This is a genomic window from Streptomyces sp. DSM 116793, from assembly GCF_057320905.1.
On record NZ_CM170494.1, the window covers coordinates 2,924,875 to 2,939,439 of the forward strand.

9 protein-coding genes are annotated in these 14,565 nt (G+C 73.0%); all 9 read left to right on the forward strand.

What is annotated here, in order from left to right:
• The first annotated feature begins 1 nt into the window (after position 1).
• The 9 genes from ACSMXW_RS11630 to ACSMXW_RS11670 all read left to right on the forward strand — a co-directional run bounded on the left by ACSMXW_RS11630 (position 2) and on the right by ACSMXW_RS11670 (position 14,503).
• Positions 2-1,438, forward strand: a complete 1,437-nt coding sequence (locus tag ACSMXW_RS11630) for a condensation domain-containing protein (RefSeq protein ID WP_485805853.1) — start codon at positions 2-4, stop codon at positions 1,436-1,438.
• Positions 1,435-2,448 (forward strand): 2,3-diaminopropionate biosynthesis protein SbnA, encoded by a 1,014-nt coding sequence (gene sbnA, locus ACSMXW_RS11635; RefSeq protein WP_485805855.1) that lies wholly within the window; start codon positions 1,435-1,437, stop codon positions 2,446-2,448. Before ACSMXW_RS11630 ends, sbnA begins: the two co-directional genes overlap by 4 nt.
• The gene (gene sbnB, locus ACSMXW_RS11640) at positions 2,442-3,464 is read left to right on the forward strand and encodes a 2,3-diaminopropionate biosynthesis protein SbnB (protein WP_485805857.1); all 1,023 of its coding nucleotides are present in this window, start codon (positions 2,442-2,444) and stop codon (positions 3,462-3,464) included. The genes sbnA and sbnB overlap by 7 nt, the downstream gene beginning before the upstream one ends.
• Before the next feature lie 54 nt (positions 3,465-3,518).
• Positions 3,519-8,384, forward strand: coding sequence for an amino acid adenylation domain-containing protein (locus tag ACSMXW_RS11645; RefSeq protein WP_485805859.1), 4,866 nt, complete (start codon positions 3,519-3,521; stop codon positions 8,382-8,384).
• A gap of 164 nt (positions 8,385-8,548) precedes the next feature.
• Positions 8,549-9,469: an ornithine carbamoyltransferase gene (locus ACSMXW_RS11650; RefSeq protein ID WP_485805861.1), complete on the forward strand. Its 921-nt coding sequence runs from the start codon at positions 8,549-8,551 to the stop codon at positions 9,467-9,469.
• The gene (locus ACSMXW_RS11655; protein WP_485805863.1) at positions 9,466-10,869 is read left to right on the forward strand and encodes an MFS transporter; all 1,404 of its coding nucleotides are present in this window, start codon (positions 9,466-9,468) and stop codon (positions 10,867-10,869) included. The genes ACSMXW_RS11650 and ACSMXW_RS11655 overlap by 4 nt, the downstream gene beginning before the upstream one ends.
• Positions 10,862-11,608 carry an ABC transporter ATP-binding protein gene (locus ACSMXW_RS11660; RefSeq protein WP_485805865.1) on the forward strand — a complete coding sequence of 249 codons (747 nt, stop codon included), beginning with the start codon at positions 10,862-10,864 and terminating at the stop codon, positions 11,606-11,608. The genes ACSMXW_RS11655 and ACSMXW_RS11660 overlap by 8 nt, the downstream gene beginning before the upstream one ends.
• Before the next feature lie 5 nt (positions 11,609-11,613).
• Positions 11,614-14,094 (forward strand): ABC transporter permease, encoded by a 2,481-nt coding sequence (locus ACSMXW_RS11665; protein WP_485805867.1) that lies wholly within the window; start codon positions 11,614-11,616, stop codon positions 14,092-14,094.
• Between the two features lie 193 nt (positions 14,095-14,287).
• Positions 14,288-14,503 carry an MbtH family protein gene (locus ACSMXW_RS11670; protein ID WP_485805869.1) on the forward strand — a complete coding sequence of 72 codons (216 nt, stop codon included), beginning with the start codon at positions 14,288-14,290 and terminating at the stop codon, positions 14,501-14,503.
• The last annotated feature ends 62 nt before the right edge of the window (positions 14,504-14,565 follow it).

Below are 14,565 nucleotides of genomic sequence, written 5' to 3' on the forward strand. Positions count from 1 at the left end.
CATGGATCACACGGATCCCGGGGGCGGCGGGCTGCCCCTCTCGGTGGGCCAGGAAGGGCTGTGGCTGCTGCACGGCCTGGCTCCCGACAGCTCCACCTACCACCTCGCCGGGGGTACCCGTATGGAGCCGGCGCCGGATCCGGAGATCCTGGCGCGTGCGGTCGACGCGGTCACCGAGCGGCACCCCATGCTCCGCTCGGTGTACGCCGACACCGAGGCCGGTCCGCGGCGCCGTGTCCTGCCGCCCGGTGAGGCGGCCCGGCTCACGGTGCGCGAGGTGCCCGGAGTCGACGACCAGGAGTTGCGCCGACTGGTCGACGCGGAGGTCGCCGCGCCGTTCGACCTCACCGACGAGGGCCCGTTCCGGGCCGTGCTGCTGGACCGCGGCCCGGACGCCGTCGTCCTCGTCGTCACCCACCACATCGCCACCGACGCCCTCTCCCAGTGGCTGCTCTGGCGCGACCTGCTCGCCGCCTACGCGACCGCCACCGAGGGCGGGGACCCCCGGCTGACGCCCCCGGCCACCGACTACGGCCACTTCGTGGACGCCGAGCGCACCCTGCTCGAATCCTCGCGCGGCGCCCGGCAGGCCGACTTCTGGCGGGAGCAGTGCACCGGCTCGCAGGCCGCGGAGTTCCCCACCGACCGGCCCCGCCCGCACACCCCGGCGTACACGGGCGCGAGCCTCCTGCGCCGGCTGCCCGACTCCCTCTCGGAACGGATCCGGCGCACCGCGGCCGACCGGGGCGTCTCCCAGTTCGCCGTGGCGCTCGGCGCGCTCCAGGCCCTGGTGAACCGGTGGACCGGCATGCGGGACTTCCTCATCGCCTGCCCCGCCTCCGTGCGCCGCGCCGCGGCCCGGGAGACCGTCGGCTACTACGTCAACCCGGTGCTCATCCGCGCGGAGGTCACGAGGGCGGCCACCCTGGGCGAGGTCATCGACCGCGCCGCCGACCGCCTCCGCCAGGCCACCGCGCGCGCCACCTACCCGTTCCCGCTGGTCGCGCAGGCCGCCCGGACCGACGGGCCGCTGTACCGGATCTCCATGACGATGGTCGCCAGCGACCGTTTCGACGGCGGCCTGGAGGTCGCCGCGGCCGGGGTGCCGCTGAAGGTCGCCGGCCTCACCGCCACCTACCTGGAGATCCCGCACCTGGAAGGCCAGTGCGACGTCGCACTGGAGGTCACCCGGGACGCCAACGGCCTGACCGTCGCCCTCCGTTATGACACCGCGCTCTTCGAACGGGACACCATGGAGCGGCTGTTCGACCAGTACGTGCGCTTCCTCTCCGCGGCCGTCGACGACGCCGAGCGCCCCGTCGGACGCATCCCGCTCACCGACGGCGACGACAAGCGGGACCTGCTGGCCCTCGGCGCCTCCCCCGCCCCCGCGGGCACACCCCGCGTGGTGCGCCACCACCCCGGCGCCGTCTCATGACCGCGCCCGTGCTGCACGGCATCCTCGACGGCGTCGGCAACACACCCCTGGTGGAACTCACCGGCCTGCTGCCCCGCCTCGGCTCGCGCGTCTTCGCCAAGCTGGAGGCCCACAACCCCGGCGGCAGCGTCAAGGACCGGTCCGCGCTCTCCATGCTGCTGGGCCGCATCCGCAGCGGCGACCTGGTGCCCGGCCGGTCCACCGTGGTGGAGTCCAGCTCCGGCAACCTCGCCGTCGGCATGGCACAGATCTGCCGCTACTTCGGCATCGACTTCATCTGCGTCGTCGACCCGAAGACCACCGAGCAGAATCTGGCCATCCTGCGGGCCTACCGCGTCACCGTCGACATGGTCACCGAGGTCGATCCGGAGACCAGGGCCTACCTGCCGACCCGGATCAAGAGGGTGCGCGAACTCCTCGCGACCGTCCCCGGCGCGTACTGGCCCAACCAGTACGCCAACCCCCTCAACCCGCTCGCCCACGAGCAGACCATGCGGGAGATCGCCGGGGCCCTGGACGGCCGCGTCGACTACCTGTTCTGCTCCACCGGCACCGGCGGCACCCTCACCGGCTGCGCCCGCTACATCCGCGACCACGCACTGCCCACCACCCTGGTGGGGGTCGACGCGCTGGGCAGCGTGCTGTTCGGCGGGTTGTCCGGGCCGCGGCTGCTGCCCGGGCACGGAGCCGCCGTGCGGCCCGCCCTCTTCGACCCGTCGCTGGCCGACGAGGTGGTGCACGTCTCCGACCTGGAGTCCGTCGTGGCGTGCCGCACCCTCACCGACCGCGAGGCCATCCTCGCGGGCGGCTCCTCGGGCGCGGTCACCGCCGCCCTCGGCAAGCTCGCGGCCCGTATCCCGGCCGGCCGCACCATCGTCCTGATCTTCCCCGACCGGGGAGACAGGTACCTCGACACGATCTACTCCGACGACTGGGTGCGCGCCCACTTCGGAGAGGTCTCCCATCTGTGGCAGGAACCCGAACTCACGTCGGTGGTGGGCGCATGCTGATCGTCAGGCACGGAGAAGTGGCCGGGCTGCTGTCCGGCCGCGAGAAGGAGGTCGTGGACCTCGTCGCCGAGGCCTACGAGCGGCACGACGAGGGACGCACGGTGCTTCCGCACTCCGTCTTCCTGCGCTTCCCCGACCGCCCCCGCGACCGCATCATCGGCCTCCCCGGCCACCTCGGCGCACCCGCCGGGGACGGCACGCCGGGCGGGGAGGTCGCCGGCATGAAGTGGGTCTCGTCCTTCCCCGGCAACATCTCCACCGGCCACGAGCGCGCCAGCGCCGCGATCCTGCTGAACTCGCTGGAGACCGGCCACCCCGAGGCCCTCATCGAGGGCTCCCTCATCTCCGCCCGGCGCACCGCCGCCTCCGCCGCGCTCGCCTCCAGGATGCTCCTCGGCGGCCGCCGGCCCACCGGTGTCACCCTCGTCGGCACCGGTGTCATCAACCGCGAGGTGCTCCGCTTCCTCGCGGCCGCCCACCCCCACCTCGACTCGCTCGCCGTGTACGACACGGACCCCGCGCGCGCCGCCCGCTTCACCGCCGACCACGCCAGGCTGCTGCCCGGCGCCCTGGTGCGGCACTGCGGCAGCCTCGACGAGGCCCTCGCCGCACACGACCTGGTGTCCTTCGCGACCACCGCCGCCACCCCGTACACCGGGCTCGGCGCCTGCCCGCCCGGCACCGTGGTCCTGCACGTGTCGCTGCGGGACCTCACGGTGCCGGCGATCCTCGGCGCCCACAACATCGTCGACGACCCGGACCACGTGTGCCGCGAGCAGACCTCACCGCACCTGGCCGAACAGCACACAGGCGGACGCGACTTCATCCACGCCCCCCTCGGCGCGCTGCTGCGGGGCACCGCCGAGCCCGTGCCGCACGACGGCCGGCCCCTGGTGTTCTCCCCGTTCGGCCTCGGCGTGCTGGACCTGGCGCTGGCCCGCTACGTCCGCGACGAGGCACGCGCCCGCGGCATCGGCACCACCATCGAGGGCTTCCTGCCCGGCCGCACGTCGTAGGGGACGCGTCCCCGCACCGCAGACCCGCACCTGATCGACACCGCTGGAGAAGAGATGTCTGTCCCGCTGCACGAACTGATCGCCCGTCAAGCCGCCCGTACCCCTGACGCCGTCGCGGTCGACGACACCCGGGGGTCGATGACGTACGAGCAGCTGGACCGGCACGCCAACCGTGTCGCCCGGCTGCTCCTGGACCGGGGCGTCGCCCCGGAGGCACGGGTCGCGGTCAGCCTGCCCCGCGGGCGCGACCTGCTCGCCGCGCTCCTCGGCGTGTGGAAGGCGGGCGCCGCCTATGTGCCGCTGGACGCCGCCCACCCCGTGGAGCGGACCGCGTGGATGATCCGGGACAGTGGCGCCCGCCTCGTGCTGGCGGTGCGGGGCTCGGCACCCGAGGACCCGTCCGACGGCACGGTGCTCCTGCTGGACGACCCGGCCACCGGCCTCGGCGCCCCGCTCGGCACGGCCTTGGACCTGCCCGCCGCCGACCCGGCCGGCGCCGCCTACCTCACCTACACCTCCGGCTCCACCGGCCGCCCCAAGGGTGTGCTGGTGGAGCACGCCGGCATCGCGGGCCGGGTCTGCTGGACGGTGCGGCACCAGGGCCTCGGCCCTGCCGACCGCATGGTGCAGAAGACCGTCCTCACCTTCGACGCCGCCGCCCTGGAGCTGTTCGCGCCGCTCGTCGCCGGCGGCACCGTGGTGATGGCCCCGCAGGGCGCCGAGTCCGATCCCGCGCTCCTGGTGCGCACCCTCGCCGAGCGCCGTGTCACCGTCCTCCAGGGCGTGCCCTCGGTGCTGCGGCTCCTCGCCGAGGAGCCCGGCTGGGCGGACTGCACCGGGCTGCGGATGGTCTTCTCCGCCGGTGAGGCCCTCGACGCCGAGCTGTGCCGGCGGCTGGCCGAGCCGACCGGCGCCACGGTGTGGAACACCTACGGGCCCACCGAGTGCTCCATCGACGTCACGGCCCAGCGGTTCGACCCGGAACTCCACACCGAGGCCGTGCCGATCGGCCGGCCCCTCGACGGAATCCGGGTCTACGTGCTGGACGAGGAGCTCGACCCGGTGCCGATCGGCGTCGTGGGCGAGGTGTACGCCGCCGGCACCGGACTCGCCCGCGGCTACGCGGGCCGCCCGGCCCAGACCGCGGAACGCTTCCTGCCCGACCCGCACAGCGGCGACGGCAGCCGCATGTACCGCACCGGCGACCTGGGCCGCTGGCGCTCCGACGGCAGCCTCGCCTACCTGGGCCGCGCGGACCACCAGGTCAAGGTGAACGGGGTGCGCATCGAGCCGGCCGAGGTGGAGGCCGCCCTGAACGCCCACCCCGACGTGCGGGGCGCCGTGGTCGGGGCGTACCCCGCCGACGCCGGCATCCGGCTGGTGGCCCACCTGGTGGCGGGGCGCCGCATCCCCCGCGACGAACTGCGCAGCTTCCTGCGCCGCCGCCTGCCCGAGCCGATGATCCCCGCCCGGTTCGTCACCATGGACGCCTTCCCGCTGACCACCAACGGCAAGGTCGACCGGTCCGCCCTGCCCGACCCGGCGTCCTTTGACGCCGTCGCCCCGGGCGACACTCCCGCCCACGTGGCGCCCCGCACCCCCGCGGAGCGGCTCGTCGCCGGCGTGTGGGAACAGCTCCTCAAGGTGGAGAACGTCGGCGTGCACGACGACTTCTTCGCCCTCGGCGGCTCCTCCCTGGTCCTGACCCGCCTCGCCGTCGCCCTCACCAAGGCCTCCGGCGACGACATCCAGCTGCGCGGCCTGTTCGGCACGTCCACCGTGGCGGCCCAGGCCCGCCTCATCGAGGAGTCACGGCCCGCCGTGCCCGAGGTCGTCCCGGTGGACCGCGGCGCACCGCTGCCGCTCTCCTTCGGCCAGCACCGCCTCTGGTTCCTGGACCGCATGCACCCCGGCAGCCCCGAATGGGTGGCCCCGCTCTTCCTGCGGTTGCCCGCCGGCACCACCGAGGACACCGTCCGCGCCGCCCTGAACACCCTGGAGCGACGGCACGAGGCCCTGCGCACCCGCTACGTCCTGCACGGCGAGGAGCCACGCCAGGTCGTGGTGGACGCGCAGCCCGTCGAACTCCGCGTGGTGGACGCCGGCGAGGCCGACCTGGAGGGTCTCTTCGGCGAGCAGTTCCACCGCGGCTTCGACCTGGCCGCGGGCCCCCTGTGGCGCGCCCTGCTGGTCCGCGTCCCGCTCGGCGGCCCCGCCCTGCTGGTCACCGCCCACCACATCGCCAGCGACGGCTGGTCCACGGTCGTCCTGGAACGGGAGATCCGCGAACTGTGCGCCGCCGCCCGGGAGGGCCGCGCACCCGAACTCGCCGCTCCCGCGGTGCAGTACGCCGACTACGCCGCCTGGCAGGCCGCCCGCTCCGACGACGCCGTCCTGGACCGTGAGCTCGACTACTGGAGGGCCGCCCTGCGCGGCATGCCCGAACTCCAGCTGCACACCGACCGGCCGCGCCCGGCCCGCCGCGACGGACACGGACGGGGCGTACGCTTCTCCGTTCCCGTCGGCCTCGCCGACGCTCTCAGCGGCATCGGCCGGCAGCACGGGGCCACCCCCTACGCCACGCTGCTGGCCGCGTTCGCCGCGCTGCTCTCCCGCTACAGCGGCCAGGAGGACTTCGGTATCGGCAGCCCCGTCACCGGCCGGCTGCGCCCGGAGATCCAGGACACCGTCGGGTTCTTCCTCAACTCGCTCGTCATGCGCTGCGACCTGACCGGTGACCCCACGTTCGCCGAGCTGCTCGACCGGACCAGGGAGGCCGTGCTCTCCGGCTTCGCGCACCAGGAACTCCCCTTCGAGCGGCTGGTGGACGAACTCCAGCCGGTCCGCGACCTGTCCCGCACCCCCCTCTACCAGGTGGCCTTCGACCTCCAGGACGAGGGCGCCACCACGGTGGCCGCCGACGGGGTCCTCATGGACGCCTTCCAGGGCGCCTGGCAGGTCGCGAAGACAGACCTCACGATGTTCGTCTGGCGCCACGGCGACGGCTCCCTCACGGGCGCCTTCGAGTACGCCACCTCGCTCTTCGAGCACACCACCGTGGAACGCATGGCCGACCACTTCGTCCGGCTCCTGCAGAGCGTCGTCGACTCCCCCGGCACCCCGCTGTCCGCCATCGACCTCACCACCGTCCACGAACACCGCCTCCTGCGCCTGTGGAACGACACGGCGGCGCCGCTGCCCGAGGTCTCCGTGCCCGAGCTGATCGCACGGCACGCGACCGAACGACCCGAGGCGACCGCGGTGGCCTCGGCCGGCGAGTCGCTGACGTTCGCGGAGTTGGACGTGCGGGCGAGTCGCCTGGCGCATGCATTGCGCCGGGCGGGTGTCGGCGCCGAGTCGTCGGTGGCGGTGCTGCTGGACCGGTCGGTGGATCTTGTGGTGGCCCTGCTGGCGGTGTGGCGTGCCGGCGCGGGCTACGTGCCGATGGACCCGGTCCTGCCCACCGATCGCATCGCCGGGATGATCGCCGACGCCGAGGTGCAGGTGGCCATCACCTCCCGGGCATACGCGGACCGGTTCACCGTACCCGTGGTGCGGGTGGACGAGAACCTGTCCCACCTGCCCGACACGGCACCCACAGTGAACATCGACCCGGACACCGTGGCATACACCGTGTTCACATCCGGCTCGACCGGGCGCCCGAAGGGCGTGCAGGTCTCCCACCGGAGCCTGACCAACCACGTGGACTGGGCCGTACGGGAACTGACACCGGCCGGTTCGGGCGGCGCGCCCGTCTTCTCCTCCGTGGCGTTCGACCTGGTGGTGCCGAACGTGTGGGCACCCTTGGCCGCAGGCCAGCGGACATGGCTGTTCAACGGTGAACTCACCGAACTCGGCACCTCACTGACAGCAGCCGGCCCATTCTCCTTCGTGAAGCTGACACCCGGACATCTCGAAGTACTGTCCGGCCAGCTGTCCGATACGCAGATCGCCGCGCTGACAGGCCGAGTCGTGGTCGCGGGAGAAGCCCTGCCGGGCGCACTCGTCGAACGATGGCGCCGGACTCTGGGCGACGGCAACGTCCTCAACGAGTACGGACCCACCGAAGCCACCGTCGGCACCAGCGTCCACCCCCTCACCGAAAGCGTCGAAGGCGTCGTCCCCATCGGACGCCCCCTGCCGAACACGACCATGCGCATCCTGGACACCCACCTGCGCCCCGTCCCCGTAGGCGCCGTCGGCGAACTCTTCGTCGCAGGGACAGGGGTAGCCCGCGGATACGCCGGTGACCCCACGCGCACGGCCGAACGCTTCCTGCCCGACCCGTACGGGCCCGCGGGCAGCCGCATGTACCGGACCGGAGACCTCGCACGCTGGCGTTCCGACGGCGCGGTGGAATTCCTCGGCCGCATCGACGACCAGGTCAAAATCCGCGGCTACCGCATCGAACTCGGCGACATCCGAGCCGCCATCACCGCCCACCCCCACGTCACCGACGCCGCCATCACCGTGACGGACGACCAGCGGCTCATCGCCTACATCGTCGGCGAGGTTCCGGACCTGACGGACACACTGCCGGACTACATGATCCCCTCCGTCTACGTGCAGCTCGACGCGCTCCCCCTGACGGCGAACGGCAAACTCGACCACCGCGCCCTGCCCGACCCCGACACCACGGCCGCCGACTCCCACATCGCCCCCCGCACCCCCACCGAGGAACGCATCGCCGCGGTGTGGCGTGATCTGCTCGGCAAGGACGCCAGCGCGCACGACAGCTTCTTCGACATCGGCGGGCACTCCATCCTCGCGGTGCGCCTCGTCTCGCGGCTGCAACAGGACTTCGACCTCGATCTGCCGATGCGGGTCGTCTTCGAGCGGCCCACCATCGCGCAGCTGGCCGTGGAGATCGAGGACCGGGTCCGGGCCGAGATCGACGCCGAGCTCGCCGGCTCGTCCTGAGCACCGAGCACTCGGCACCGACGCACGCACCACGCACCGCACACGTACCACGCACTACACCCGCACCCGCACCCGCACCCGCACCCGGCATCACACACCGCAAACCCCGCACCGCCCACCCCCCCATCCCCGAGCCCTGAGGCAACCGAGCGAAGGACGTCCGCATGCGCCACCTCATCTCACTGACCGACCTGACCGACGACGATCTGCACGCACTGGTCGCCCGCGGGGCTGAGTTCGCCGCCGGGGCGGTCGCCAAGCCGTTGCGGGACGAGATCGTCGGCGTCTACTTCCGCTGCACCTCGACCCGCACCCGCACCGCCTTCACCAGCGGGGCGCTGCGCCTCGGCGCGCAGACGGTGACCTTCGGGCCCGACGACCTCCAGCTGAACACGGGGGAGACCACCGAGGACACCGGTCGGGTGCTGTCCGGCATGCTGGACCTGCTGGTCGCCCGCACCTCTGGCGCCGCGGAGGAGCTGCGGTCCTGGGCCGCGGCCGGGCCGATGTCGGTGGTGAACGCGATGACAGCGGAGGAGCACCCGACACAGGGGCTCACCGATCTGACCACCCTCCACTGTCATTTCGGCCGCGTCGAGGGCCTGCGGGTGCTGTATGTCGGTGAGGGCAACAACAGCGCGGCGGCGCTCGCGCTGGCGCTCACTCGCTACCCGGGCACCGAGCTGGAGCTGCGTACGCCGCACGGTTACGGGCTGGCTCCGGACGTCCTCGCCACCGCCGCCGAACAGGCGGCGCGCAACGGGGCGAAGCTGTCCGAGCAGCATGACATGGCCGCGCTGCCGGGGGGTTTCGACGTCGTGTACACCACCCGCTGGCAGACCACCGGCACCAGCAAACCGGCCACGGACTGGCGCACCGGGTTCGCCCCGTTCCAGGTGACCGGTGCCCTGTGGGAGTCGAGTCCGCACGCGGTGTTCCTGCACGACCTGCCCGCCCACCGGGGCGAGGAGGTCACCGCCGACGTGCTGGACGGCCCGGCCAGCCTGGCGTTCGCGCAGGCCACGCACAAGCTGCACAGCGCCATGGCGGTCCTGGAGTGGTGCCGGGCGGCCGGCCGTCCATGACGAAGAGGCGCAGAGCCCGCCCGCGCGGACCGGGCAGGCACAAGCTCCCGTCGCTGCGCAGCTACCGCGACTTCCGGCTGCTGTGGACCGGCTCGGCGATGTCCGTGATGGCCGAGCGCTGCTCGGGCATGGCGTTCACGCTGCTGGTGCTCTGGCATACCGGGTCGAAGAGCGCGGCGGGCATCGTGGGGTTCGCGGGGCTGCTGCCGTCGCTGCTCGTGCAGTTGCCGGCGGGCGTCCTGGTGGACCGCATGAACCGGCGGTGGGTCATGATCACGTGCGTCGTGGTGCGGATGGTCGCCGTGGCCACGGTCGCCGTCTCCCTGATGGGGGACCAGGTGCGGGTGTGGCACATCGCCGTGGTGGCGTTCGTGCAGAGCAGTATGACCGTCTTCTACCAGCTGTCCGAGCGGGCCATGGTGCGCGGTGTGGTGCCGCCGCGGCAGCTGGGTGCGGCGATGGCCACCAACGAGGCCCGCTCCCGCGGTGTCAACTTCGTCAGCAATCCCACCAGCGGGGCGATGTTCGGCGTGTCGGCGTGGGTGCCGTTCCTGTCGAGCGTGGGGCTCTATCTGGCCTCGCTGATCACCCTGGTGCGGCTGCGGAACGAGAGCCAGCCGCCGCGCCGGCGGTCCGGCGGACGACGGATGCGGACCGATGTCGCGGCCGGGCTGCGCTGGGTGTGGGCCCGGGCCTACTTCAGGACGGCGCTGCTGATCATCGCGGTCAGCAACCTGGTCTTCCAGGGGCTCATCCTGACGGTGTCCGTGGTGATCAGGGAGGACCGGGGCGCCGCGGGCACCGTCGGCCTGATCATGGCGGCGGGCGGCATGGGCGGCCTGTGCGGGGCGCTGTCCGGCGGCTGGCTGAACCGGCGGCTGGCGATGCGGCAGATCATGGTCCTGGCCCACACGGCGTGGGCCGTGGTGATGCCCGCAGCGGTGTTTTTCCGGCAAGCTACGGCACTTGGGGTTCTTTTCTACATAACATCTTTTATAGGAGCCACTGTTACTGTCTCCGGCATGTCTTACCAGGTGCGCATCACCCCCGACGACATGCAGGGGCGGGTCGGCAGTGTCGTCATGCTCCTGGTGTCCGGGGCGAGTTCGCTCGGCGCGCTCGGTACCGGATACCTGCTGGAGGCGGTCGGCAGCCGTCGCACCCTGATGGGGCTGTCGGCCGTGATGGCGGTGCTGGCCCTGGTGGCGGCCGTCGTGTTCAACAGAGCCGGAGCGGCCCGGGAGGACCGCGCGGACAGCATCGAACCTCCCGACACGGTGCACGCACCACCGGAGCCGGCCGCGCTGCCGGCCCCGGACGTCCCCGCTGCGGCCTCCGTCGTGGACGGGACGCCGGCCGATCCCCTCACCACACTGAAAGCGCGGAGAACCGATGGATGACGCAGTCCGGCTGGAGTCGCTGGCCAAGACCTACGGGTCCGGTGACAGCGCGGTCAGCGCCTTGCGCGACATAAACCTGTCCTTCCCGCGGGGCAGCTTCACCGCGATCATGGGGCCGTCGGGCTCCGGCAAGTCGACCCTGTTGCAGTGCGCGGCCGGTCTGGACCGGCCCACGTCGGGCCGGGTCTTCATCGACGGGCAGGACACCACGGGGCTCGACGAGACCCGGCTGACCGAACTGCGCCGCGCCTCCACCGGGTTCATCTTCCAGTCGTTCAACCTGCTGCCGTCGCTGACCGCCGAGCAGAACGTGGCGCTGCCGATGCGGCTCGCAGGCCGCCGGCCGCAGCGCGGCGCGGTACGGCAGGCGCTCGCCCAGGTCGGTCTGGACAAGAAGGCCGGCAGCAGGCCCAGCCAGCTCTCCGGCGGGCAGCAGCAGCGGGTGGCCATCGCACGTGCCCTCGTGGCGCGGCCCGCGGTGCTCTTCGCGGACGAGCCCACCGGCGCCCTGGACCTGACCACCGGCCGCGAACTGCTGGTCACGCTGCGGGCGCTGGCCGGACCCGGCGGCGACGGGCAGGTGACGACCACCATCATCATGGTCACCCACGACCCCAACGTGGCCGCCTACGCGGACCGGGTGCTGTTCCTCGCCGACGGCAACCTCGTCGGCGAGCTCCACCAGCCGACCGCCGAGGCCGTCGCCGCCCGCATGACGTACCTGGCGGTGACACCGTGATCAGGGTGGCGTTCCAGACCCTGCGGGCCCGCTGGGTGTCGTTCCTCGGCACGGTCGTCGCCCTGGTCCTGGGCGTGGCGCAGGTCGCGGCCATGGGACTGCTGCTGACGACCGCGTTCGACCTGCCCGACCGGCCCGTGGAACGCTTCGCGGACGCGCCCGCCGTGGTCCGTCCCGACTCCCCCGGCTGGAACCCGGCCCAGCACGACCTGGGCATCCGTTCCCCCGAAGCGGCCCGCGGGCTGAGCGCCGCACTGCGCGACGAGGTCGCCGCGACCGGCGGGACCGTGGTCGACCGCGCCTTCTACGCACAGCTGCGCGGCGGCCCCGAGGACCAGGTGGGGCACCCGTGGGGGGTGGCGCGATTCGGCGGCTACCGGCTCACCGGCGGCACCGCGCCCACCGGGGACCGGCAGATCGTCGTCCCCTCCGACCAGGCACACACCGGTGACAAGGTGACCGTGCTGACCGCGTCCGCCGTGCGGACGTACACCGTCAGCGGCACCGTCGCCCCGGTCGGATACGAGGACGCCGTCTTCTTCTCGGACGAGGAGGCCGCCCGGCTGTCCCCGCGGATCGACTCGCTGGTGGCGCTCGGCCCGACGGCCGCGGTCAAGGCCGCCGTCGGCCACCGGGCCGACGTCCTCACCGGCCAGGACCGGCACGAGGCCGACGCCAGCGAGGCCGACGACCGGGAGACCCTGGACAACACCATCACCCTGGTGCCCGTCATGGCGAGCGTCGCCGGGACCACCGCGATCTTCGTGGTCGCGTCCACCTTCGCCTTCGCGGTCGTCCAGCGCCGCCGGGAGGTCGCCCTGCTGCGCGCGGTCGGCGCCACGCCCAAGCAGGTGCGGAAGATGGTCCGCAACGAGGCCCTTCTGGTGGGCGGCGCGGCGGCCGCGATCGGCACCGTCCTCGGTCTGTTCGGGGCGCAGCTCCTCGCCGACATGCTCATCTCCATGGGGGTGTCGCCCGACTGGTTCACCGTCACCCCGTCGCTGCACTGGACCGTGCTGGCGCCGCTCGTCGGCGCCTTCCTGGTGGGGCTGCTGGTCTCGGTGGGCGGTGCCGCCGCGGCGGCCCGCCGTGCCGGCACCATCCAGCCGATCGAGGCGCTGCGGGAGGCCGCCGTCGACGACACCGGCGTCACCCGCGGCCGCGCCCTGCTCGGCGGTGCCGCGCTGCTCGGCGGCCTCGGCTGGACCGGGTGGATCGCCACCGGCTCCCCGGTGACGGCGCTCTCGCCGACGGTGTACGTGGTGTCGCTGATGGTGCCGGTGCTGGCGGCCGCGGTCCTCGCGCCACTGGCCGTCGGCCCGGTGACCCGGCTGCTGATGTGGCCGTGGCGGCGTGCCGCCGGCCCCACCGCCATGGTGGTCCGGGAGAGCGCGCTGACCGCCCGCCGCCGCACCGCGGCCACGGCCGCGCCGATACTGCTCACCGTCGGCCTGGCGTTCTCCCTGCTCGCCGCCACCGACTCGCTGGGCGCCGCCCGCAACAACGGCCTGCAGAACCGGGTGATCGCCCAGTACGCCCTCGCCCCCGACGGCACGCCCGGCATCAGCACCGCCGTCGTCGACCGGGTGGGCCGGGTACCCGGCGTGAAGATCGCCGCGCCGCTGCTCACCACGATCTACCAGAAGGACGAGGACCGCTACGACGAGAACGACGGCCTCGTCGTCGACCCCGCCGCGCTGAAGCGGACCATGGACCTGAGGGTCGTCGCGGGCTCCCTGGACGACCTCGACGCGGGCAGCATGGCCGTCGCCGACCTGTGGCACCTCGACGTCGGCTCCACGCAGACCCTGCTGATGGCCGACGGCAGCACCGCCCACCTGAAGGTCGCCGCCGTGTACAAGGCGCTGCGCGGCGAGGACGTGGCCTACCTGCCGCCGCGGTTCGCCGGGACCGCCCGGTACGCACGGGACGGCCTCGCGCGCCGCGCGTACATCACCCTGGACCCGGGCACGAACCGGACCGCGACTGTCGAGGCCATCCGCAAGGCGGTCGCCGGCACGGGCGCCACCTTCATGACGCGGGACGAACTGGTCGCGTCGGAGTCCGCCTACGCCCAGCACCTGACCGAGGTCCGGCAGCGCTCCACCGCGGTGATCATCATGCTGTTCTGCTTCATCGCGATCCTCAACACGCTGCTCATGGCGACCGCGGACCGCCGGCGCGACCTGGCGGTGCTCCGCACCTCGGGCGCCACACCACGGCAGGTCCTGCGGTTCTTCGTCGCCGAGTCACTGCTGGTGTCCGCGATCGGCGTGGTGCTCGCGCTGGCCGCCACCGCCGTCAACCTGACCGGGCTGTGGGGCGCGCTGTACCAGCTCTTCGGCACCACCCCGATCGTCGTGCCGTACGCGGTGGTCGTGGGCGTGGCGGTGGTCTCCACCCTGCTCGCGGTCATCGGCACGGTGCTTCCGGTCGGCGCGGCCCTGCGGGCCCGCGCCGTGCAGCTGATCGGCGTCCGCGAATAGGTCCGCGAACGACACGCCACTCCCCGAGCCACACGGCCCGGTCCCGAATCCCCCGCGGGACCGGGCCGTGTGCTGTCCGCGGGACGTGCCCCGCCACGAGCGTCGGCAGCCCCATAAGAGAGCCGGTAAGAGCCCCGGTATAGGTCGCCGTCGGAGGCTGGGCGCGCATCCGATCACAGAAGGGACCACCGTCATGGCTGACGAGCAGACCGACCACCGCACCTACCGGGTCGTCCTGAACGACGAGGAGCAGTACTCGATCTGGGACGCGGACCGGGAACTGCCGGCCGGCTGGCGTGCCGAGGGCACCCAGGGCCCCCGGCAGGACTGCCTCCAGCGGATCGAGGAGATCTGGACGGACCTGCGCCCGGCGAGCCTGCGCCGCCGCATGGAGCAGGCCGGCGCCTAGGGCCTGTGGGACCGGCGCCAGGTCCTGTGGGACGGGCCCTCGGGCTGCCCCCACCGGCCCTG